The 21,278-nt window shown below is 67.8% G+C and carries 20 protein-coding genes; 10 read left to right on the top strand and 10 right to left on the bottom strand.

Translation table 11 applies throughout. The annotated features are described in order from the left end of the window. Positions 1–171 precede the first annotated feature (171 nt). Both ACIG5A_RS04180 and ACIG5A_RS04175 read left to right on the top strand, forming a co-directional pair. Positions 172–1,206: a polyprenyl synthetase family protein gene (locus ACIG5A_RS04180; protein WP_397237518.1), complete on the top strand. Its 1,035-nt coding sequence runs from the start codon at positions 172–174 to the stop codon at positions 1,204–1,206. Positions 1,207–1,288: 82 nt separating this feature from the next. After that, on the top strand, positions 1,289–2,029 hold the full coding sequence (locus ACIG5A_RS04175) for an AAA family ATPase (RefSeq protein WP_397237516.1): 741 nt from the start codon (positions 1,289–1,291) through the stop codon (positions 2,027–2,029). A 60-nt stretch (positions 2,030–2,089) separates the two neighbouring features. On the opposite strand, the gene ACIG5A_RS04170 is transcribed toward ACIG5A_RS04175, so the two are convergent. Beyond that, positions 2,090–3,544 (bottom strand): amidase, encoded by a 1,455-nt coding sequence (locus ACIG5A_RS04170; RefSeq protein ID WP_397237514.1) that lies wholly within the window; start codon positions 3,542–3,544, stop codon positions 2,090–2,092. 400 nt (positions 3,545–3,944) lie between these two features. Here ACIG5A_RS04170 and ACIG5A_RS04165 point away from each other — a divergent pair, with 400 nt between their 5' ends. After that, positions 3,945–4,871 (top strand): cutinase family protein, encoded by a 927-nt coding sequence (locus ACIG5A_RS04165; protein ID WP_397237512.1) that lies wholly within the window; start codon positions 3,945–3,947, stop codon positions 4,869–4,871. Positions 4,872–5,009: 138 nt separating this feature from the next. Continuing rightward, positions 5,010–6,752 (top strand): phospholipase D-like domain-containing protein, encoded by a 1,743-nt coding sequence (locus tag ACIG5A_RS04160; protein ID WP_397237510.1) that lies wholly within the window; start codon positions 5,010–5,012, stop codon positions 6,750–6,752. Here ACIG5A_RS04160 and lanL read toward each other — a convergent pair. From lanL to ACIG5A_RS04145, 3 genes are all read right to left on the bottom strand, one after another. Continuing rightward, positions 6,749–9,319 (bottom strand): class IV lanthionine synthetase LanL, encoded by a 2,571-nt coding sequence (lanL, locus tag ACIG5A_RS04155; protein ID WP_397237508.1) that lies wholly within the window; start codon positions 9,317–9,319, stop codon positions 6,749–6,751. The genes ACIG5A_RS04160 and lanL overlap by 4 nt on opposite strands. Positions 9,320–9,500: 181 nt before the next feature. Then, on the bottom strand, positions 9,501–9,635 hold the full coding sequence (locus ACIG5A_RS04150) for a hypothetical protein (RefSeq protein WP_397237506.1): 135 nt from the start codon (positions 9,633–9,635) through the stop codon (positions 9,501–9,503). Between the two features lie 10 nt (positions 9,636–9,645). Further along, complete coding sequence (locus tag ACIG5A_RS04145; RefSeq protein ID WP_397237504.1) at positions 9,646–9,777, bottom strand: hypothetical protein; 132 nt, start codon at positions 9,775–9,777, stop codon at positions 9,646–9,648. On the opposite strand from ACIG5A_RS04145, the gene ACIG5A_RS04140 reads away from it, so the two are divergent. From ACIG5A_RS04140 to ACIG5A_RS04130, 3 genes are all read left to right on the top strand, one after another. After that, on the top strand, positions 9,749–11,068 hold the full coding sequence (locus ACIG5A_RS04140; protein ID WP_397237502.1) for a radical SAM protein: 1,320 nt from the start codon (positions 9,749–9,751) through the stop codon (positions 11,066–11,068). The two genes, ACIG5A_RS04145 and ACIG5A_RS04140, sit on opposite strands and share 29 nt — an antisense overlap. Before the next feature lie 40 nt (positions 11,069–11,108). Next, positions 11,109–11,678 (top strand): TetR/AcrR family transcriptional regulator, encoded by a 570-nt coding sequence (locus ACIG5A_RS04135; RefSeq protein WP_397237500.1) that lies wholly within the window; start codon positions 11,109–11,111, stop codon positions 11,676–11,678. Between the two features lie 79 nt (positions 11,679–11,757). Continuing rightward, positions 11,758–12,792: a medium chain dehydrogenase/reductase family protein gene (locus tag ACIG5A_RS04130; RefSeq protein WP_397237498.1), complete on the top strand. Its 1,035-nt coding sequence runs from the start codon at positions 11,758–11,760 to the stop codon at positions 12,790–12,792. Between the two features lie 35 nt (positions 12,793–12,827). On the opposite strand, the gene ACIG5A_RS04125 is transcribed toward ACIG5A_RS04130, so the two are convergent. Both ACIG5A_RS04125 and ACIG5A_RS04120 read right to left on the bottom strand, forming a co-directional pair. Further along, positions 12,828–13,661, bottom strand: coding sequence for an NmrA family NAD(P)-binding protein (locus ACIG5A_RS04125; RefSeq protein ID WP_397237496.1), 834 nt, complete (start codon positions 13,659–13,661; stop codon positions 12,828–12,830). Further along, complete coding sequence (locus ACIG5A_RS04120) at positions 13,654–14,088, bottom strand: nuclear transport factor 2 family protein (protein ID WP_397237494.1); 435 nt, start codon at positions 14,086–14,088, stop codon at positions 13,654–13,656. The genes ACIG5A_RS04125 and ACIG5A_RS04120 overlap by 8 nt, the downstream gene beginning before the upstream one ends. 89 nt (positions 14,089–14,177) lie before the next feature. On the opposite strand from ACIG5A_RS04120, the gene ACIG5A_RS04115 reads away from it, so the two are divergent. Next, entirely contained in the window at positions 14,178–14,774 is a 597-nt protein-coding gene (locus ACIG5A_RS04115) for a TetR/AcrR family transcriptional regulator (protein ID WP_397237492.1), read from the top strand. 227 nt (positions 14,775–15,001) lie between these two features. Here the strand turns inward: ACIG5A_RS04115 and ACIG5A_RS04110 are convergent, their stop codons facing one another. Beyond that, entirely contained in the window at positions 15,002–16,336 is a 1,335-nt protein-coding gene (locus ACIG5A_RS04110; protein WP_397237490.1) for a cytochrome P450, read from the bottom strand. A 280-nt stretch (positions 16,337–16,616) separates the two neighbouring features. Between ACIG5A_RS04110 and ACIG5A_RS04105 the strand changes: the two genes are divergently transcribed. Both ACIG5A_RS04105 and ACIG5A_RS04100 read left to right on the top strand, forming a co-directional pair. Next, positions 16,617–17,141, top strand: coding sequence for a hypothetical protein (locus tag ACIG5A_RS04105; RefSeq protein ID WP_397237488.1), 525 nt, complete (start codon positions 16,617–16,619; stop codon positions 17,139–17,141). A gap of 4 nt (positions 17,142–17,145) precedes the next feature. Further along, positions 17,146–18,357, top strand: a complete 1,212-nt coding sequence (locus ACIG5A_RS04100) for a DUF6545 domain-containing protein (protein ID WP_397237486.1) — start codon at positions 17,146–17,148, stop codon at positions 18,355–18,357. Here ACIG5A_RS04100 and ACIG5A_RS04095 read toward each other — a convergent pair. From ACIG5A_RS04095 to ACIG5A_RS04085, 3 genes are read right to left on the bottom strand one after another with little or no spacing between them, the layout of a single operon-like run. Beyond that, positions 18,354–19,175: an SDR family oxidoreductase gene (locus tag ACIG5A_RS04095; RefSeq protein ID WP_397237484.1), complete on the bottom strand. Its 822-nt coding sequence runs from the start codon at positions 19,173–19,175 to the stop codon at positions 18,354–18,356. The genes ACIG5A_RS04100 and ACIG5A_RS04095 overlap by 4 nt on opposite strands. Next, positions 19,172–19,648, bottom strand: a complete 477-nt coding sequence (locus ACIG5A_RS04090; RefSeq protein WP_397237482.1) for a PaaI family thioesterase — start codon at positions 19,646–19,648, stop codon at positions 19,172–19,174. The genes ACIG5A_RS04095 and ACIG5A_RS04090 overlap by 4 nt, the downstream gene beginning before the upstream one ends. A 15-nt stretch (positions 19,649–19,663) precedes the next feature. Further along, a complete protein-coding gene (locus ACIG5A_RS04085) occupies positions 19,664–21,259 on the bottom strand; it encodes an NAD(P)/FAD-dependent oxidoreductase (RefSeq protein ID WP_397237480.1) in 1,596 nt (531 codons plus the stop codon). Positions 21,260–21,278: the final 19 nt, after the last annotated feature.

Below are 21,278 nucleotides of genomic sequence, written 5' to 3'. Positions count from 1 at the left end.
GAACGAGGCTAGATCCGTCCGGACGCTCGGACGCCAAATGCGCTGGCCGACAACGTTCGACCAGAGTGCGAGGACCAACGCCACGATGACGACGGCAGGCCCCGTCGATACCCGAGAAGTGGCAGCGCGGTGTTGGAGAATCTCGGCTGGCGTCTGCGTAGCGTGCTCACCGTGACGACCGCAACCGCTGAGTCGATCGGTGATCGAGATGCCGGGGTGGTGCTGCGCGCCGCGCGCGATCGCTGGTTACTGCCGCTGCGCCGTGCGGTCGAGACGCTGCCCGAGCCCATGCGGCGGATGGCGGGATATCACCTGGGCTGGTGGGACGAACACGGGATCGCCACCGGCGGCAACGGCGGCAAGGGGTTGCGTCCCGCCCTGGTGTCCGCGACCGAGAAGACGTGCGGCGCAGCGGAATCGGCGGCCGCCTGCGCCGCCGTCGCGATCGAGCTGATACACAACTTCACCCTGATCCACGACGATGTGATGGACCGCGACGCCACCCGCCGCGGCCGTGCGACGGTGTGGGCGGTGTGGGGTGTCACCGATGCGATCCTGCTGGGCGACACACTGCACGGGCTGGCTGTCCGGGTACTGGTGGACGGCCTGCCCGCGCAATACGCCGCTGCGGCGGTCGCCAGGCTGTGCACCGCCGTGATCGAGCTCGGCCGCGGTCAGCAGCAGGACTGCGCCTTCGAGCGCCGGTATGCCGCGACCGTCGCCGAATACGAAGCCATGGCCATGGGAAAGACCGGCTCGCTGATGGGTTGCGCGTGCGCACTCGGCGCGCTGTGTGCCGGCGCCGACCCGTGCACGATTGCCCGAATGGACCGGTTCGGCCGCGAGCTCGGGCTGGCCTTCCAGTTCACCGACGACATTCTCGGCATCTGGGGCGATCCCGCGGTCACCGGCAAACCGGTCGGCGCGGACCTCGCCCGCCGAAAACTCAGCCTGCCGGTCGTGATTTCCTTGGCATCGAAGAGCGGCGCGGCAACCGAGCTCGCTGCGCTCTACCGCCGCGATTCCCCCCTGACCGCAACCGAAATCGCCAGGGCCGCAGCGCTGATCGATGCGACGAGCGGGCGGCGTCGCGCGCAAGAGCTGGCCGATCTGCGAATGCGGTCCGCACTGCGCATGATCCCCGATACGCCCGCGGCCGACGATCTGGCCGCACTGACCCGCGCCGTAGCCCACCGCAATCACTAGCACCTGGCACCGGGCCGGCCGGGGCTTTCCGCGCGACCAATATCATCTACGGGGTGCGGCACCTGTTCTGGGAGAAGTGGCGATGAGCGCCTTTGTCCGGCGCGTCGTTCTCGACCGGCGCACCGTGCCGTCGTTCGACGAGTACCCGTTCTCGCTACCAGGGGTCCGCGAGCTGACCGAGCTGGAACTGCACCCGCGGGTGACGTTCATCGTCGGCGAGAACGGCAGCGGCAAGTCGACGCTGCTGGAGGCGATCGCCACCGAATGGGGTTTCAATCCGGAAGGCGGCACGAAGAACTTCAACTTCGCCACCCGCAGCTCCCACTCGAGCCTCAACGAGCACCTGCGCCTGGTGAAGTCCATGGACAAACCCCGCGACGGATTCTTCCTCCGCGCCGAGAGCTTCTTCAACGTGGCCACCAACATCGAGAATCTGGACAGGGAGTTCAGTTTCGGACCACCGGTGATCGACTCCTACGGCGGCGTCTCCCTGCACGAACAGTCCCACGGCGAATCCTTCTTCGCCCTCATGCTGCACCGCTTCGGCGGCAACGGCTTCTACGTCCTCGACGAACCCGAAGCCGCCCTGTCCCCCAACCGCCAACTCGCCATGATCGCCCGCCTCCACGAATTGGTCCGCGCCCGATCCCAATTCGTCATCGCCACCCACTCCCCCCTCCTCATGTCCTACCCGGACGCCTGGATCTACCAAATCGGCGACGACGGCTACGAACTCGTCGACTACGAAGAAACCGCCCACTACCGCCTGACCCGCACCTTCCTCGAAAACCCCGACACCTATCTCGACATGCTCCTCGACTGAGCATGCCGAAATGGCCCGCCCATCAACAGAATTGCGTACAGATGGGCGGACCACTCAGTGTTATTCGAAACCGGGGGGCGGGGTGAAGCCGCCGAATTCCTGTTCGATCAATTCCGCGAACTGGAGGGTGGTGTGGTCTTCGAGGTAGGGGCCGATGATTTGCATGCCGAAAGGCAGGCCTTCCGGGGTGCGGCCGATCGGGGCGGCGGTGGCGGGCAGGCCGATCAGGGTGGCGATGCTCGCCCAGATCAGGTGGTAGTTGTACGGGTAGGTGGTGCCGTCGATGTCGATCGTGCGGGTGTCCAGGTCCGAATGGTCGTGGGGGAAGGCCGGTGTCGGGGTGACCGGGGTGAGCACCACGTCGAATTCGGTGAACAGGCGGCGCCATTTGTCGGTCAGATCGATACGGACGCGATCGGCCCTGATCCAGTCGCCGTGACCGGCCAGGAACGCGCGCCGCATGACCGTCTCCAGGGTGTCGTCGTCCGGAATATCGGCCATGGCGGTGCGGAGCGCTTGATAGGTGTCGACGTCCGTATCCGCGGCGAACTGCGAGATCAGCAGCGTCAGATAGGTTTTCGCCGTCAGCGCGAGGTCGGGCAGCAGTTCGCTGCTCCTGGCCACGGTGGCGCCGGCCTTTTCGAGCCCCTGAGCGATCCGGTCGAAACCTGCGCGGACAACGGCCGATGTCGGCAGCAGCGGATGACTGTCGATGACGAGTACACGGAAGTTGCCGAACTCGGTACTGCGGGGCGGTCGCAACGCCAGCTGGTAGGCAACGGCTTCCACCTCGTCGGGACCGGCGAGCAGCAGGGTGGCCAGCGTCAGGTCGGCGGCGCTGCGCGTCATCGGCCCAACCACCGGGAGGTCCTGCGGTGCGGGCAGCGCTGGCGTGCGCGGCGGTGTGTTGCCGCGACCGGGCAGCAGCGTCCGCGACGGCTTGTGCGCGTAGATCCCGCAGAAATGCGCAGGCACCCGCAGCGATCCGCCGATATCGGAGCCGAGCGCGAGGGCGACATACCCCGCCGCGAGCGCCGCCGACGAACCACCGGAGGAACCGCCGGGCGAGCGCGTCAGATCCCAGGGATTGCTCGTTGTGCCGTAGATATCGTTGTACGACTGCCAATCATGCAGCGCCCGCGGCACATTGGTCTTGCCGACGATGACACCGCCCGCGGCCTTCACCCGCGTCACCAGCGGCGCGTCCTCGGCGGGCTGCCAGCCCGCCGCATCGGGAAATCCCCACGTGGTCGGCAGGCCCGCCATATTGAACGATTCCTTCACCGCCACCGGAACGCCGAGCAGCGGCGCGAGCTCACCGCGCGCCAGCGCCGCGTCGGCCTGCTTGGCGGCGGCCCGAGCGCGCTCGAAATCCCGCACCACAACGGCGTTGACCTTGTCGTCGAACTTCTCGATCCGCGCAATGGACAGTTCGAGCAGTTCGGTGGCCGAGATGGTCTTGGCCTGCAGTGCGGCCACCTGTTCACGCAGGGTCGCAAACTCCAGTCCTGGCATCTGATCTCCTGTGGTTCATGGCCGAAGAATCGGCCGGGACTCGCTGTACCGCCGCGAGTCTATACACATCTCGGCGATATCGAAAAATACTCCAGCACATAGCAATTCAGCCCGGAGCAGGGCGTATCGAACACTTCTTGTCAATAGACTGCGATATTGATGACGCCACTTGAAATGAATCGGCGAAAATGCCTTCGAAAGAATCCGGCCGTAACCACCCCGCGAACTCCACCGTCATCTTCACGCCGACGGCCTCGTGAACAATTCGAACAGACCGGACACGCGTACCAGACCGGCCAGTTTCTTGGTATCTTCGGCCAGGTGTGCTGACCGACTGCCGACGGTCGCCACGGCGGCTCCACCATGGAGGAGCCCGGAGTACGGCGTGAACAAGGAGTGTGTGGTGTTGCTTCGATCAGCGCGGCTGTTCCGAAGGTCTGTCGTCGCGGCGGCGTCGGTCGTCACCGTCGCGGCGGGCGTGCTGTCCGTCGCCGGGCCCGCGGGCGCGGCGCCCGATGGTTGCCCTGATCTGAATGTGGTCGCCGTGCCCGGGACGTGGGAGACCTCGAACAAGGATCCACGACAGGGCATGTTGTCCCTGGTCACCCGCGGATTGCCCGGCAGTGTGCGTACCGACTACGTCAGCTACGCCGCCACCGCGCTGCCATGGGAGGGCGAGGTCTACGGCCGGTCCAAGCGCGAGGCGGTCAACAACGCCCGCGGCATGATCGCCGATATGGCCGCCCGCTGCGGCGCGACCCGTTTCGCGATCGTCGGCTACAGCCAGGGCGCGGACGCGGCGGGCGATCTGGCCGCCGAGATCGGCACCGGCCTCGGCGTCGTACGGCCGGATCGCGTCGTCGCCGTCGGGTTGCTCTCGGATCCGCGCCGCTCCCCGACCGACGCGCTCGTGGGTCCGCAGGTGCCGGGCGCGGGTGCGGGCGGCGCGCGCATCGGCGGCTTCGGCTGGCTGAGCCCGAGCGTGCGCACCTTCTGCGCGGCGGGCGACCTCTACTGCTCGGTGCCCACCGATGATCTCGCGGGCCGCTTCGCCGGCTTCCTCACTCAGCTCTCGGCCCCGGACCCGCTGCAGTTCGGCAATTACGCGCAAACGCTGAATTCCATCCTCGGCGAGGCACTCGTCCCCGGCGGCACGGCCATCCTCAACGCCCCCGCCAACAACCCCGCGGGCGAGCAGTGGTCGCGCCAAGTCCAGCAGTTCCTCGAATCCGGCGTCCACCAGTCCTACCCGACCTACGTCGTCGACCCCAGCGGCGCCTCGGCCACCACCTGGCTGCACAACTGGCTCGCCGGCCTGGCCCGCTGACCCGCTCCCGGGCTCGGCAAAACGAGTAGCTCGTTACTCGGGTTGTTTGCTCGGGATGGCTCGATGATGGAGCAGTACGACATAGTCAGCTGCTCCGCCACCGGATCGATGGCGTGACGCTCACCGAGGAGGTGGGGCATGACCATCAGGTTGAAGGTGTACGCGAACGAGGACGACGCGCTGCTGTACTGGCGGCCTTCGGAGCCGATCGAGGATTGCCGCGGATTCGCTATCGAGCGGCGGCGTACGCAGGGCGCGGAACAGACGGAGGTGTCGTTCCTGCGGAATCGGATCGGGTTCGCCACCGAACCGGTGATCGACGTCGTCGACACCGAAACCGAGGAAGCCCGCCCGGTGTCGAAGCCGTCGACGGAGTGGCCGTTCCAGCGGTTCTCCTGGACCGATCATGACGCGAAGAGCGGCGATACCGTGTCCTATCGGGTGATTCCGGTGGTGCGCGACCCCGACCGCACACTGCGCCCGGTGCGCGCCGAGGCCAGCCGCTGGAGCTCGGAACGAACACTCGGCGCCACCCCGACCGGGACGTACCGGCCGTTCTTCAATCGCGCGTTCGTGATCTCCCAATTCATGGCGCGCTACCTCGCGGAGAATCACCTGTCGCTGCGTCAGTTCAAAGCGCGGATCAGCGACCGCGTCGACGATCGGATCCGCGCATTCCTGGCGGGTGGCCTGCGCACCGCGCTGCTGGAATTGCTGGACGGCACCGCCGACGATCACTCCGAGGTGTACGCGGCGCTGTTCGAACTCGGTGACACCGAACTCATCACCCACCTGGCCGCGCTCGGTCCGCGCGCCCACGTCGTGCTCGCCAACGGATCGATCCAGAAGGAGGACGGCGAGACCACCGCGCAGGCCCGCACCAGGGACGAGAACAAGGATGCCCGCGCCGAACTCGTCGCCGCCGGCGTGGATGTCGAGCAGACCAATCGGTTCACCTCCCCAGGTCCGTTGGGGCACAACAAGTTCCTGGTCCGCACCGATCACAGCGGCGATCCGGTGCAGGTCTGGACAGGATCCACCAACTGGACCCCGACCGGGCTGTGCACCCAGATCAACAACGGCCTGCTGATCGATGACCCCGCGACCGCTGCGATTTATCTCGAGCAGTGGCATCGGCTGCGCGACGCCGGTAGCGCGTTCCCGCCCGCGCTGACAACGAGCAATTCCGCACCACATCCGGTGCCGCACAGCGGATCCGTCGCCAGCACCGTCTGGTTCACCCGCTCCGCGCAGCAGGCCGATCTCGATGCGCTGCGGCAGGAGGTCGCGGCGGCCCGTCAGGGCATCCTGTTCCTGATGTTCATGCCCGGCGCCACCGGATTGTTCAGCGATGTGCAGGCCCGCGCGAACGAACCCGATCTGTATGTCCGCGGCGTGGTCAGCGAACTACCGCGCGGCCGCGCGGACGAGAGCCGGGCGAACATCGACCTGGTGGACGGGCGCACCCGCCGCAAGCTGCGCCTGGACATCGTCCGGCCCGAGGGCGTGCGGCACCCGTTCGCCCGCTTCGCCGCCGAGGTGACCCACGAGCAGTTCCTCAGCCAGGTGGGCCATGCCATCGTGCACAGCAAGGTCCTGGTGATCGACCCGTTCTCCGACAACGCGACCGTCATCACCGGCAGCCACAACTTCTCCCTCTCGGCCTCGTCGAAGAACGACGAGAACTTCGTGATCATCAAGGGCGATCGCGCGCTCGCCGAGGCGTACGCGGTCAATATCTACGGCGTCTACGCCCACTACCGCTGGCGCTCCTACCTCGGGCAGACCCGCCACCCCTTCAACGGCCTGCGCGACAACGACACCTGGATGGCGCCGATGCTGCGCAGCAATGCCCGCGACCTGAAGTTCTGGGGCGCTTAGGGTTTCGGTGCCGGGTCCGCCATCCAGGGGCGCGGGTTGGCGTACTTCAGGCGCAGCAGGAAGTCGACCCAGCCCGCGATGCCGACCGCGTAATCGGCGCCGTAGCCGGTTGTTTCGTCGGGGGCGAGCAAGTGGCCGTGATGGAGTCCGGCACGTGCGGTCAGTGTGGTGGCGATGTCTTCGGCGCGGCGGTAGTAGTCGGGTTTTCGGGTCGCCGCGAGGAGGTCGAGCTGTAGTTCGCCGCTGCCTGCCAGGCCGTGGCACAGGGTCGGGCCGCTTGCCCAGCGGCGGGCCCAGGCCGCGTCGGCGGCTCGTTCGGCCCAGTGCAGCGCCCGTGGATCGCCGGTGGCCTGCCAGTAGCGCAGCAGGAAGGTGGCGATGCCCGCGGATCCGCTGCACCAGTGGTCGAGCAGGCGCACCCGGTCGCGTGGCCCGACGGGCCACAGTGCGCCCGTTTCGGTGTCGACGCCTGCGGCATACAGGGTTTCGGCCGCCTCGGTGGCCAGGCGGAGCCAGCTCGGCTCGGCCAACCGAGTACCCGCGGTCAGCAGGAAAGCGGCGATGCCCGCGGTACCGTGCGCGAACCCGTAGTCGGCGAAACCCGCACGCGGCGAGTCGGATTCGTCGGGCAGCGGCCAGACCAGTTCGCCGTCGCGGTGTTCGGCCCGTCCGGCGAGCAGTGACGCGTAACCCGCCGCGCGATCGCGGAACATCGGCCGTCCGGTCGACGACCAGAGCAGCAGCGCCGCGTACCCGGCGCCGGCGAGGCCGTGGGTGATGTCCCGGTGCGGCGAGTGGCGCGGCACCTGGTCGAACAGCTCCGTGGCAGCGGTGACGAGGTCCGCGCGACCGAGCACGCGGCCCGCGTCGCACAATGCGACGGCGGTGCCCGCACGGCCGACGTACAGACCGGGCAATGGATTGTGTACCGAACCGGCGTGGCGGACAACCCATTCGGCGGCGGTCTCCATCGCGGTGCGCGCCCGGTCATCGCCGCCGATCTCGGCGACGCGGGTCAGCGTGGCGAGCACACCGCCCGCACCGTTGTACACGTTGCACGGATCGCTGCGCTGACCCCCTGTGGTCGTCGGCCACAGGCGGTCGCTGTCGGGTGTCATCGAATCGAGCAGATGGTGGATGCCGTCGGCGAGCAGCCGATCGATATCGGCCGAGCGGCGGTGGTGCACAACGGATCGCCGCGGGCGGTGCGCGGTGATCAGGAAGGTGCGGACCAGATCGAGGGACCAGCGCGCCGCCGGATCGTCGTCGAGCAGGCCGAGCAGCAGCGGTGCGGCCGAGGCGATGTCGCCGTCGGTTTCGGCGGCGATATCGAGCAGCCCGGCGATGCGGTCGCGGGTGGGGCGCGCGGGCTCGTCATCCGGGGCGAGTCCGGGTTTCGTTCCGGTGCACAGCAGCAACACCAGCGCGCCGAGCGCGTGCCGATCGGCCGCTGGATCGGCGGGCGCACCCGAGACCTGTTCCGGCGGCGCGTAATCCGGCGTCCAGCCGGTCACCAGCGCGTCGCCAGGAGCGCAGGCGAATTCGAGATCGACGAGAACAAGCGAGTCGTCCGGGCGGATCATCACATTCGACGGCGAAAGATCCCGCAGCACAACGCCCGCCGCGTGGACCGTCGCGAGCAGTTCGGTCAGCCGCAGCGCGATCGCCCGCCAGTCCACCCGGCCGTGCTGACGGCGGCACCATTCGAACAGTGTGGTGCCTGGCACGAATTCCTCGACGAGGAACAGATCCCCGCCCTGCTCGAACAGCGCGAGCAGGCGCGGCGTCACACCGAGCGGGGCGAGCCGGTCGAGCATCCGTGCCTCATTGCGCCTGGCGTCCTGCACATTCCAGCCGTGCGGACCGTCACCGACCCCGGCGCGCGCCTGCTTGACGACCACCTCCGCGCCCGTGAGCCGGTCCGTCGCCTCGAATACACCACCCTTGTTGGCATGGACGATCGCCCGGCGCACCTCGAACCGCTCGGCCAGCAGCACACCGTCGACCGCGTCGCCGAACGAATCGTCGCGCCCGAACGGGTCGGCGGCCCACGGTGGTGGCGCGAACCACGCGTCCCGCCGGTCGATCACCTTGCTGCCGTCGGGCGCGGTGAGTACCGGCACGTAGTTGCCTTCGCCGCCGAGCACGTCCACACCGACGAACTCGCCGTACCGGTAGTGCACCAGGCTGCCCGCGGCGTAGGGACGGTCGGACAGGATCATCGGCCCGGCGAGTCCGGCTGTGGCCTCGTGCAATTGGACCGCCAGCGCCCGCAGCTGGTCGTCGTCGGCGGGGTAGATCGTGAAGAACTTGCCCGCACTGCCGCGCGGGTAGTCCGCCGAATTCAACCGCCGGACACCGTCGAGCGAGGCGGCGAACTTGCAGATACATCGGGCCGCGAGGACGACGCCGAGCACTCGATCGAGCACCACCGGCGCCGAATCCACCGTCGCGGAAACGTGTAACTTCCACCCCTGCCGCGGCAGCCGGTAGCGGCACGGGTCGAGATGACACCAGAGGTCGTCGCTCCATATGTGCCAATCACGCTGCCGCACAAGGTGGCTCATCGCCACATCGATCAGCGGACGTGCAGTGGCCGAACTGTTCGCGGATGCTGAGGCGTCCAATGTCACATCGTTTCGCTCGTGCCGATCGCCGGGTCGAGTGATCGCGGCGGGGAGACCCGGATTCGCGTTCGAGCTGCTCCCCACCGCGATGCGATTCGACGCCGGTCGCATCAGCTCCAGATCATTCCCCGTCGCCCACGCAGCTCACGATAGTGGGATCGGGCCAGATGACGGCGCCTGCGCCGCGATCACGTTCCGGCAGTGCCTGCAGCGCCGCCACATCGGTGGTCAGCGATTCGACCTCGTACTTCATCATCGCCGCCGGATCACTCGGCGCCGTGGCAGGCCGAACCCACGGTCGGGTCCGGCCAGATGACCGTGCCCGCGCCGCGATCACGTTCCGGCAGCGCCTGCAGCGCGGCCACATCGGTGGTCAGCATTTCGACTTCATGCTTCATCGTCGATCTCCTGTCATTCTCGAATCGAATTCATCGACTCGGCAGCGACCGGCGAATCACCGGTGCAGTAACGAGCTTTCGATCGTCACCTTTCAATCGCGTTTCACATGCGTTTCATCAGAGCCATTTTCGGCGCACCGCCCCGGTGTGGCGACCACAGCGGTCCACTCAGCGAAACGCCCGTTCCCCGACCGCGATCGGCGCGGTTACCGTGGGGAGCACTCCAGACCAATCAGCTTGGCGGAAGGGCTGTTTCGTGGACGCGTATCATCGCCCGGCAGGAATCATATGGGACATCACGTACGCGTGCCCACTGCGCTGCTTCCACTGCTACTCGGAGTCGGGCAGGCGCAAAGCCATGCATCCGACGCGCGAACAACTGTTCCGGATGACCGATGCGTTCATTTCCCTTCGCCCGCAGGAAGTAGCGATCGCGGGCGGTGAACCGCTATTGGTGGACGGCCTTTTCGACGTCGCCGAGCGAATTTCCCGCGCGGGAATTTCGGTGATCCTCTACACCAGCGGCGCGCTGATGGACGAGGACAAGGCGCGCGAGTCGCTGCGGCACTTCCGCACGGTCTCGGTGAGCATGGACGGCGCGACACCCGAGGTGCACAACCGGGTCAGAGGCAGAGCGCGCGCCTTCGAGCGCGGCATGGCCGCCCTGGAGATACTCGACGAGACATCCCGGCAGCTGAAAACCGAGGGCACGGCACCGGCCACGCTCGGGATCGAGGTGTCGATCATGCGGAGCAACCTGCACCAGGTCGAGGACTTCTGCACGAAGATCGCGCCCCGCTTCCCCGAACTCCGGCATCTGGTCTACACGGTCACCATGCCCGCTGGACTGGCCAATCGCGCGGGGTTCGTCGAGCATGAACTGCTGGGCGACAAGGAATCTCAACGTCTGCTCGGCCCGGAGTATCTCGCGCGGCTGCGCGGACTCGCGCCCGCCGGGCTGGATATCCGGCTCGACGACCACTGGCGGGACATGATCCATCCCGACGATGTGGCGGGCGGACGCGTCATGCCGATCATGCACGTCAGACCGGACGGCGGCGTGCATGCGATGCCGATCTACGAGGGCACCGTGGGCAGCGTCCTCGATGAGCCACCGCTGACGGTCTGGGAACGGGCGGTCGCCAGGTGGAGCGATCCGTTCGTGGTGCGCACGCTCGGCCCGGTCCGGACCATGCGGCAGTGGGCCGAAGCCGCCAGGGCCATCGACTACCACTTCGCCGACGCGGACGACCGTGCGCGCATCGATCGCCGCCCGGCCTTCCAGCCGTAGGTGTTGACCGGATCCGAAGAGTGAGTGTACGGTCACTCACGTGAACAGACGGGGTGCCACGCTTTCCACATCGGATGTCCGCCGCGACGCCGTGGTGGACGCCGCCATCACCGAGTTCGCCCGGACCGGTTACCACGGCACGCCGATCAACACCGTGGCGGCACGGGCGGAGATCTCCCCCGCGTACGTCTTCAAGTTGTTTCCCGGCAAGATCGCCCTGTTCGTGGCCGCACTCGAGCGCTGCTCCGAATTGGTCGAGCGCGCACTCTCAACAGGCGCGGCCAGGGCGGCGGGCGCGAGCCCGGAGCAGATCCTGCACGAAATGGGCGGCGCCTACGCCGAACTCATCGGCGACAAGCGGCTGCTGATGCTGCAGGTGCACGCGCGCTCGGCCAGCGATATCCCGGAGATCGCCGAGGCAGTGCGCAGCGGCATGGCGCGGGTGACCACCCTCGCCAAGGAACGCTCCGGCGCCGCGGACGAGCACGTCCAGCGATTCATCGCCTACGGCGAGCTCTGTCACATGATCACCACCCTCGGCCTCGATTCCGACGAGGGCGCGTGGGCCACCATCCTCACCGCGGGCATTCGCCACCCGAACGCGCACTAGTCCCCCGACCAACCGCCCCTGACCGGGGCGTTCTTTTTACCGCAAGAGTGATTGACCAGTCACACACTAGGAGAGTCCCATGTCCACCACCGCACTCGAAATCGTCCTGCCCGGCCGCGTCGAGCCGAACGGTCTGCGGGTCACCCACCGCGACCTGCCCGCCCCCGGCCCGCACCAGGTGATCGTCCGCGTCGAAGCCTCCGGGATCTCCTTCGCCGAGCAGCAGATGCGCCGCGGCAAGTACTACGACCAGCCCGCCTTCCCGTTCGTACCCGGCTACGACCTCGTCGGCACGGTCATCGAGGTCGGCGCCGAGGTCGACCCCGCACTCGTCGGCCGCCGCGTCGCGGCGCTGACCAAGATCGGCGGCTGGAGCAGCCGAATCGTCCTCGATGCCGCCGACCTGGTGCGCGTACCCGCCGCGCTCGATCCGGCGGAGGCGGAAACCTTTGTGGTGAACGGGATTACCGCGTGGCAGATGCTGCATCGCACGGCGGCGGTGCGGGCGGGGCAGACCATCCTGGTGCACGGCGCCAACGGCGGTGTCGGCTCGACCCTGGTGCAGTTGGCGCGGGCCGCGGGAATCCGGGTGATCGGCACCGCGTCCGCCCGCAACGCGGCCGCCGTCCAGGCGCTCGGCGCCACCTGGATCGACTACCGCGGCGACGTGACGGCGCAGGTACGCGCGCTCGCGCCCAACGGCGTGGACGCCGTCTTCGACCACATCGGCGGCCCCGGCATCGCCGACTCGTTCGGCCTGCTCGCGCCCGGCGGCACCCTCGTCTCCTACGGCACCGCGTCGACCAAGAACGACGAGGGCAACTCCCGGCTGCCGGTGCTGCGCCTGTTCGCCCGGCTCGCCTGGTGGAATGCGCTGCCCAACAAGCGAAACGCGCACTTCTACAACATCTGGGCGGGCAAGCGCAACGCCGCCAGGTTCCGCAACCGGATCACCGAGGACCTCGGCGCGGTGTTCGACCTCGCCGCCACCGGCACCCTGCACGCCCAGGTCGCCGCCCGCATCCCGCTCGCCGAGGCCGGGCGCGCCATGGAACTCGCCGAATCCGGAACCGTCACGGGGAAGGTCGTTCTCGTCACCGACCCCGAGCTCTGAACCGAATCAGCCACCGCCGCGAGCCTGGATCGCGGTCACGCGGCCAGCCGCAGTTCCTCGGTGACGAACTCGGCGAAGCTGCGGGGTGGGCGGCCGGTGATCCGCTCGACGGTGTGGGTGATCCGGTTCTCGGCCCCGGCGCGAATGTCGTCGTCGAGCGCCGCGAGCATCAGGGCGAAATCGGCGGGGAGGCCGAATTCCGTGAAATGGCGGGCGAGTTCGTATGCGGTGAGACGGCGATGGGTCAGTGGGCGGCCGGTGATCTCGGTGATGATCGCGGCTACCTCGTCGTAGCTCAGTGCCTCCGGTCCGGTCAGCAGGTGTTCGGTGTTGTGCGGCTCGGCGTCGAGCAGGGCGTAGCCCGCGACGGCGGCGATATCGGCCGCGTCGATGAAGGCGATGCGGGCTTCGCCGGTGGCGGAGACGATTTCGCTCGCGCCGGCCTGGCGGATGGCCACCTGTGGGGCGCCGAAGTTCTGCATGAACCACGACGGCCGCAACACGGTCCACTCCGGAACCGTCGAACGCACCAGCCGATACAGCCCACCGAGCCCGCTCTCGGACTCCGGCACCGCCGAGGAACCGAGCACGACCACCCGCCGCACGCCGGCGCGGCGCGCGAGCTCCAGGAACGGTGCCACCACCGGCACCGGATCGTGCACGCCGACCGGCGCCACCAGGTAGACGGCCGAAACTCCGTGCAGGGCAGCGGCATACGTGGTGTCGTCGGCCCAGTCGAAGCGCACCCGGCCCGCCTTGCCGCCGGGCGTGCGCGTCGCCGATCGAACGGCAACACCACGGTGGCGCAGGAATTCGGCCACCCGCGATCCGGTGGTGCCGGTCGCGCCGAGGACCAGGATCTCACTCATGCGCACCGCCGAACGCGGTCACCAGATCCTGTGCGCCACCCATGATCTCGGCGGCGGCGAGCGGGCTCCAGTAGTCGCGATAGTGCTGGATCTCGCCGTCGCGCACCGTGATCACCGCGATGTAGCGCATCCGATACGGCTGCCCGGTGCCCACCGCGACACCGGTCGCCTCGAACTCGACGATGATCACCGCCGGATCGGCGGTGCGATGCACCAGCCGGACCGGGATCTCGCGCACCTCGAGGATATTCGGATAGTCGCGCAGGTACTCCGCGATCGCGTCGCGGCCCACCACCTCCGCCGGATAGCCCGCGGGCGCGAACGGGAATTCGAGGATCCCGTCGCGCGCCCACAGCCCGGCGAAGGCGGACATATCCCGGGCAACCAGCAGCGCCAACGCGCGGTCGACGACTTCGCTGGGATTCATACGGCCTCCTCACATCAGGACGATACGGTACCGTCCTGACCAAACGTACAACGGACGGTACCGTCCCGTCCACTCGCTACACTCACCGCATGACCCGACGCACCCCCACCGGCGCCGCCGTTCTCCAACCCCAGATCACCACATCGATCACCGAAGCCGTCCTCGACGAACTGGCTGAACAGGGCTTCGCCCGAATGTCCATGGAATCGGTGGCACGACGCGCCGGCGTCGGCAAAAGCGCCCTCTACCGCCGCTGGTCGTCCAAACAGGACATGGCGATGGCCGTGATCGCGGAATTCAGCGTCGCCCAAGCGCCCAACCCCGACACCGGCTCACTCCGCGGCGACCTCCGCGCCTCCATCGATGCCCTGCTCACCTGGCTCACGCACCCCCGTTTCTCCCGGATCCTCCCCGACCTCATCGCCGAAACCGCCCGCACCCCAGCCCTAGCCGACGTAGTAGCCACCATGATCGGCACCCCCCGCCGCGCCCGCGGCGCCGAAATCCTCGCCCGCGCAATCCACCGCGGCGAACTACCCGCCGACCTCGATCAAGAACTCGCCCTGGACCTCATAGCCGCCCCCATCTACTGGCGCCTCTCCGTCCGCTCATCCACCACCGACCCCACCTACCCCGACACCCTCACCGAAATGCTCCTCCGCGCCCTCGGCGCCGCCTCCCGCTGATCGTGGTGCGCGCCGACCGGTTCCGCGGCGTGCCCCAACGTCTGTCGGCTCGTGCGACGAATACGGAATCGATTGGTGCGGGGCACGGCGGAGTTGCCGGACCGTACGCCGTTGACGTTCGTGTTGCCCGCCGAGATTGCCGCCCGGCTGCCCGCGACCTCGACGGAGGCCGACAGGCTGCGGTCGGTCGGCACGGTGTGACGCGCCGCGGTGGGTGACCGCGGCGATTACACCGATGCGGGAGTGCGGGTTTCGGCTCGCATGTGGAGGCGGCGGGGGTGCAGGGTGACGGCGAGGGCAGGGCGCATGTCGTTGCCGGGCAGTGCGTGCAGGTGCCAGCGTGCGGCGATCGTGGCGAGCGCGATGGCCATTTCGTCGAGGGCGAGGAGGTCGCCGATGCATTTGCGGGGGCCGTCGCCGAAGGGGATCAGTGCGCTGCGGGGCGGCGGGTCGGCGGTGTCCCAGCGGTCGGGATCGAAGCGGTCGGGATCGGAATAGACGTCGGCGCAGTGGCCGACGAGATAGCTGCTGTAGGCGACGAGAGCGCCCTTCGGCAGCAGGTATCCGTCGAGTTCGGTGTCCTCGGTGACGTAGCGGGTGAGCAGCCAGGCCGGTCCGTGCAGGCGCAGCGTCTCGGTGATGATGTGGCCGGTCAGCGGCAGCCGGGGCAGATCGTCGTAGGTGGCCGCGCGCCCCGCGAGGACTGCGTCGACCTCGGCGTGCAGGCGCTGTGCGATCTCCGGGTGCCGGTCGACCTCCACCAGCACCCAGGTGAGCGCGTCCGCGGTGGTATGCGTGCCCGCGTTGAGGAAGGTGACCATGTGATCGCGGATCTCGGTGTCGGACAGCCGTTTTCCCTCGGCGTCCTGGGCACTGAGCAGGGCCGAGAGCAGATCTCCGTGATCGGCGTTCTCGGCGCGGCGCGCGGCGACGACGGCGCCGAGCGTGTCGCGCAGCCGCGCGATCGACCGCTGGTAGGTCCGGTTGGCCGGAACGGGCAGCCGGGTCAGCACCTGCGGGACCATACTGCGACGGAACACTCCGACGAAGGTGGCGTCGATATCGCGCACCATCTGCGTCGCCGTCGATTCCGGTACGGCCGTGGAGAATACGATGCTCGCGGTCGACTTCGCGGCGAATTTCCCGGTCTGCATGAGGATGTCGAGATCCTGCCCGGGCTCCCAGGAACTGGTGATCGCATCGATCTGCGCCGAGACCGACGCCGCGTACGCGGGCAGCCTGCTGCGATAGAACGCCGGCTGCAACATCCGGCGCTGCTGCCGATGCTCGCTGTGCGGGCACGAGACCAGCCCCGCGCCGAGCGCGCGCACGCCCTGTTCGGACAGCGGCCCGCTCCCCTTGTCGAAGATCCGGTCGTGCCGCAGCACATGCTGCACCAGCTCCCGGTCGCAGACCAGGACGATCTCCATCGGCCCCAGCTTGATTCGGACCAGCTTCCCCTCGGCGGGCAGCGCCGACACGAACTCCATCGGTTCCCGCATCAGCGACGGCACATGCCCCACCAGCGGCAGCCGCCCCCTGGCCATCGGGATCGAAGCCATAGATTTCACTGTGCACCTGCCAGATTCGACGACGGCGCGAACAGTCGCACTGTGACCGCGCCGCCCAGCACAACCTGCCCCAATCGTACTGAACCACCCCGGCTTTGAGACCCCCTAACTTGACGAGAGGCAACATTGCCGCGCCGGCGGCAGAGCGGAATTCGAGGCGGGGCGGCTCCGGGGTCGCCATGCTAGCCTCGATTCGGGACTGAAAAGACCGACTCTGCAATGAGTAAGGGGGGAAGTCGTGGATGGACCCCGATTCGCATCCGCACGTGCCATGAAGCAGCTGCCGCACCACGTCTCCGCTCTCGGATGGAAACTCCTCCGAGGCCAGCTTTCTACGCGCGCCAGGCTGCATGCGCTGGTCGACGACCTCGAGCTGCCGGTCGATTGGACGGTCGAGGAGTTCATCGCCGCGGTCGAGCACGCCCGCGGGCGCCGCATCGTGCGCCTGCCGCTGCCGACAACGGCCCCCGTCGGGCTGTGCGGGCTGTGGCTGGAATGCCGGGACTGCGACGTGATCCTGCTTCGCCAATCAGCCGATCCCGCAATCGAACTGCACGTCGCGCTGCACGAGGTCAGCCATATGCTGCTCGGCCACGGGCAGGACACGTCGATCCTCGCGGTGCGGTCGACCGGACTGGCGCTGGACGGGATCGACCTGTCCACGGTCCGCGCCGCCCGCGGACTGTCCAGCTACGCGTCGAGCGACGAATACGAGGCGGAACTGCTGGCGACGCTCATCGGCTTCCGCGCCCGCAGCGTCGGACCGCGCCGCAACCCGATGTGGAAAGAGCTGTAGTTGCATGTGGCCCGGCGATCACCTGTCGACCTCGGCCACCATGCCCGCGACGCTGTTCATCGTCGCCATCGCGATCATCCGCCCCGCTTTGACCCCGCGCACATCGACTTTCGGCACCCTCATCAACACGGTGCTCGGCTTCGACGCGGCCGCCGCCATCCTGCGTGAGCCGGTCATCGCCCGCCGGGCGGCCGAGGTCGTCCCCGGGGGCCTGCCCACCGTGTTCGATGCCTGGCACTGGCTGACCGTCACGGCCTGGGCCTGCGGATTCGGGATGGTGATCTTCCACGAGTACGGCCGGGTGCACTTCCGGATCCGGATCAATATCGTGATCGGGCTCTCGGTGATGGTCGGCCTGGTATTCCTGGCGCTGAGCGGTCCCGCGCGTGCGCACGGGCTCGCGTCCGTCGCGGACTACGGCGGCTGGCGCTTCGGTGTCTACATCGGCCTGTATTCGACGCTGCCGGTGGTGGTTTCGTGCTACATGTGCCTGATGAAACACCGGGCGACGGTGTGGCGGACGACCACGCTCTGGGAGCGATTCATGGTGGCCGCCGTGGTGTGTTTCGCCGTGGCCAGCTTCCTGCCCGCACTCTCGCTCGTCGTGTCCGCCGCCATGAACGCGGCGGGTGTCGGCAATCCGGTCACCGACCGCATGTACACCGCGGTCGCCGAGGGCATCGCCTCGGGCGAGCCGGGATTGTTCGTCTTCGCCGCGCTCGTCGCGGTGCTGGCCCGGTCCACGCTGCAGGCCGTCGCGCAGCTACTGCGGCTGGATCGCGACTCGCGCGCCGCGCGCAGGCTCCATCCGCTCTGGCGGGATCTGACGGCCGCCGCACCCCAGGTCGTCTTCCGGCCGAAGCTGGCCGACGACTGGAACGCGTCCGCACCGGAGCGCCTGTACCGCCGCCGGATCGAAATCCACGATGCCGCACAGATTCTCGCCCGATACGTACTCCCCCTGCCCGCCGCCGTCGACGACATGATCGACACCACCGTCGCCGACAGCGACCAGGAGAGCATGCGGTCGGTCGCCGAACTCGTGCTTGCCGCCGAGCGGCTCACCGGCACCGGTGCCGACCAGTCCGACGAACCGACCGTGGCCAGGGCGGACGTACCCGACCAGCAGATCCTGCTTCGCCTGTGGCAGCCGGCGCATCGGCTGCTCGAACGGTCCGGCGGCGCGGCCGCCGCCGGACTCCATCCGGGAACCTAACCGCGCGAATTCTCGAGCCGCCTGCGCATCTCGGTGAAGATCTGCGCCGCGCCGCCGAGGCACCATCCGCCGTCGACCGGAATGAGCGCCCCGGTCACATAACTCGCCATCGGCGAGCTCAGCCAGAGGCAGCAGTCGGCGATCTCCTGGCTGCTGCCGTAGCGGGCCAGCGGCACCGATTCGATGATGATCTGCTCGATCTCCGGTGTCGGCGCCAGCCGCGCCATTCCCTCTGTACCGGTGATCGGGCCGGGAATGATCGCGTTCACCCGGACCCCCGCCGCACCCCATTCGACCGCGCACGCCTGGGTCAGCATGTCGACCCCGGCCTTCGCCGAACACGCGTGCACCTGCATCTGCATGGGGATCGAGGATTGCGGCGCGGAAATATTGATCACCGCGGCACCGGGTTTGCGCAGATGTTCGTATCCGGCCCGCAGCACATTGAAGGTACCGATCAGATCGATACCGATGACGGATTTGAACGCGTTCGACGACAGCGCGGTGATCGGCGCGGGAAAATTACCCGCCGCACCCGACACCAGCACATCCAATTCACCGAATTCACCGCGCGCTGTCGCCAATGCCGCGGCGACGTCGTCGAATTCACGCACATCGGCGCTGAATCCGAGGACCGGGCCACCGTATTCGCGCAGTTCGGCGACGGCCTTGTCGACCTTCTCCTGACTGCGCGACAGCACGGCGACACTGGCTCCCGCCTTCGCGTAGGCGTGTGCGATACCGAGATTGATGCCGCTGGTACCGCCCGCGACGAAGACGCAGCGCCCCGAGTAGTCGAACGGCTGCCCCTCGGTCATGGCGCGGGCACCGGCAGGACCTGCAGCGTGCACGTCGCCGTCGCCACCAGCTTGTCGGCGCCGTTGCGTGCCTCCGCGGCAAGGAAAATGGCCTGCCGTCCCGCCTTGCGCACCGTGGCGTGCAACCGCAGCCGTTCGCCGGGAAATGCCGGGCGCATGTACTGCGTCACCATCTCCAGACTCGTCGTCGGACCGCGCGCGGTCAGGTAGCTGAGCGCGCCGAAGAGATCGTCGACCATCGCGGAGAGAAATCCGCCCTGCAGCAGGCCGACGGCGTTGGCGTACTGCTGCGAGACCGTCACCGTCGCGGTCAGCGATTTACCGGGGACGTATTCTTCGAACTGCATGTCCAGCGTCTTCGTGGACGGCGGCGGCAGCTGCAGATTCACTCCCGGCGGGATCGGGAAGCTGCGCAACAGTTCGAATGTGGCCGCCATGACCGCTTCGTGCCCGCGAATTGCCTCATCGCTCATAAGTAGCTCCGTTCATTACCGCGGCAGCGCTGCGCCGCTGTCGGAAACGCTTTCCAGCATTGTGTCGAACTCCACGGTAATCCCATGGGTTTTCGTGAGTTCCTGCTCGAACGATCCCGCCCAAGCTGCCAAACGATCGACATTGCGCCGCATATCGCGGAAGCACTGATCGGCGGTCTTGTCGGTGAGCAGATCCAGGTGCAGCTGCGTGCAGATGGGCTCCTTGCTGTACTCGAGGAACAGGTACTTGTCCGTCGGCTGGGTATGCGTCGCGAAGGCGCGCAGGTTCGCCTGCATCCGCGTCTGGATCTCGCGGAATCGCTGTGCGATGGGATGGAATTCGGCGGCCGCGTCCTCGTCGGCGAGCAGGCCGCGGAAGAGCAGCTGGGAGGGCAGCGCCCAGTAGAACGAGGTGTCCCAGATGACCTTGGTGAACATGGCGGGCGCGTGCCCGAAGATCGGGTAGTTGTTCAGGTAGACCGGAAGGTAATTCGGCCAGAGATCCTCGAGCAGCAGCCGGTTGTAGGTGTCGGCGACCTCCTCGGTCAGGCGGCCCTTGCGATCGAGTTCGATCATCCGGGTGGTGATGGTGTTGGTGTAGCCGATCCAGTCCGATCCCGGGCTGTAGAAGGCGTCGAGGAATACCGCCGCCTCGCCGACACAGGACCATCGGTGATGCGAAAACGCCTGCTTGGAAAAGTGACTCGCGTTGCGCAGCCGCAGGAAGTCGATGATCTCGGCGTTCTCGACGAACTTGGCGAGCGTCGGCTCGTATTCGTCGAGCCACCGGCGCGCTTTCGTTTCCGTCGAGTAGGTGCTGAAGGGATGGACGTTCTCGTCGGTGACGATGCCGACGCTGGTGTTACCCGACGACAGCGGGATCATCCACACCCAGTAACCCGCACCCATCAGGTGATTGGTCGAGAACCACCGGCGCTCTTGGGTTTTCGGCTTCCAGGTCGGGCTGGTCGACGCCGCCATCGTCTCGATGTCGTATTCGCCGCGGAAGCGCCACCAGGCCGCGTTGATCTTGTGCGGGCTCGGCGTGCCGAGGCCGAGCTTGCGCTGGATCAGCCGGTGGCGCCCCGAGGCGTCGACGAGGAACCGCGCACGCACCGTGCGCGGGGTGCCCTCACCCGCCAGCTCGAAGTGGATGAGATGATCCTCGTCCCCCATGGCGAGGTCGACATCGTCCACCTTGGCCTGCTCGACCAGATCGACGCCGAGTTCGCGGGCGTAGCGCCGCAATTCGCGTTCGAAGATGCCGCGGTCGATCTGATACGACGGCACACGGGGGAACCGCCGCGAACCGAGCTCGGGCCGCGCGTCGAACGGGCCGCGGGTATCGCCGAAGAAGAACCGCAGCCCGAGCTTGGGCAGTTGCTGCCGGTTGAAATGGCCGGTGAGGCCGAGCTGTTCGGTGTAGTAGTGCGCACCGACTTCGACGGTCGATTCACCCACTTTGTATGCGGCGTCGGGGATGTCGCCGCTGGTGCGTTCCAGGACAAGCACTGTGAGGTCGGGCATGGCCCGCTTGATCTGCCTCGATGCCGTCAGGCCCGCCAATCCCCCGCCACACACCACGACGTCGTAACGTTCGTCCGGTTTCATGATTCTCCGTTCCTGCTGT

Origin of the sequence: Nocardia sp. NPDC052566 (genome assembly GCF_044547285.1) — a bacterium.
In the GTDB taxonomy this organism is placed as follows: domain Bacteria; phylum Actinomycetota; class Actinomycetes; order Mycobacteriales; family Mycobacteriaceae; genus Nocardia.
This window is presented reverse-complemented; position numbering and strand designations above follow the sequence as displayed.

Coding starts and splice junctions, on each gene's coding strand:
- ACIG5A_RS04175 (WP_397237516.1), top strand. CDS start 1,289: ATGAGCGCCTTTGTCCGGCGCGTCGTTCTCGACCGGCGCACCGTGCCG.
- ACIG5A_RS04170 (WP_397237514.1), bottom strand. CDS start 3,544: ATGCCAGGACTGGAGTTTGCGACCCTGCGTGAACAGGTGGCCGCACTG.
- ACIG5A_RS04160 (WP_397237510.1), top strand. CDS start 5,010: ATGACCATCAGGTTGAAGGTGTACGCGAACGAGGACGACGCGCTGCTG.
- lanL (WP_397237508.1), bottom strand. CDS start 9,319: ATGAGCCACCTTGTGCGGCAGCGTGATTGGCACATATGGAGCGACGAC.
- ACIG5A_RS04150 (WP_397237506.1), bottom strand. CDS start 9,635: ATGATGAAGTACGAGGTCGAATCGCTGACCACCGATGTGGCGGCGCTG.
- ACIG5A_RS04145 (WP_397237504.1), bottom strand. CDS start 9,777: ATGAAGCATGAAGTCGAAATGCTGACCACCGATGTGGCCGCGCTGCAG.
- ACIG5A_RS04130 (WP_397237498.1), top strand. CDS start 11,758: ATGTCCACCACCGCACTCGAAATCGTCCTGCCCGGCCGCGTCGAGCCG.
- ACIG5A_RS04125 (WP_397237496.1), bottom strand. CDS start 13,661: ATGAGTGAGATCCTGGTCCTCGGCGCGACCGGCACCACCGGATCGCGG.
- ACIG5A_RS04120 (WP_397237494.1), bottom strand. CDS start 14,088: ATGAATCCCAGCGAAGTCGTCGACCGCGCGTTGGCGCTGCTGGTTGCC.
- ACIG5A_RS04115 (WP_397237492.1), top strand. CDS start 14,178: ATGACCCGACGCACCCCCACCGGCGCCGCCGTTCTCCAACCCCAGATC.
- ACIG5A_RS04110 (WP_397237490.1), bottom strand. CDS start 16,336: ATGGCTTCGATCCCGATGGCCAGGGGGCGGCTGCCGCTGGTGGGGCAT.
- ACIG5A_RS04105 (WP_397237488.1), top strand. CDS start 16,617: ATGAAGCAGCTGCCGCACCACGTCTCCGCTCTCGGATGGAAACTCCTC.
- ACIG5A_RS04100 (WP_397237486.1), top strand. CDS start 17,146: ATGTGGCCCGGCGATCACCTGTCGACCTCGGCCACCATGCCCGCGACG.
- ACIG5A_RS04095 (WP_397237484.1), bottom strand. CDS start 19,175: ATGACCGAGGGGCAGCCGTTCGACTACTCGGGGCGCTGCGTCTTCGTC.
- ACIG5A_RS04090 (WP_397237482.1), bottom strand. CDS start 19,648: ATGAGCGATGAGGCAATTCGCGGGCACGAAGCGGTCATGGCGGCCACA.
- ACIG5A_RS04085 (WP_397237480.1), bottom strand. CDS start 21,259: ATGAAACCGGACGAACGTTACGACGTCGTGGTGTGTGGCGGGGGATTG.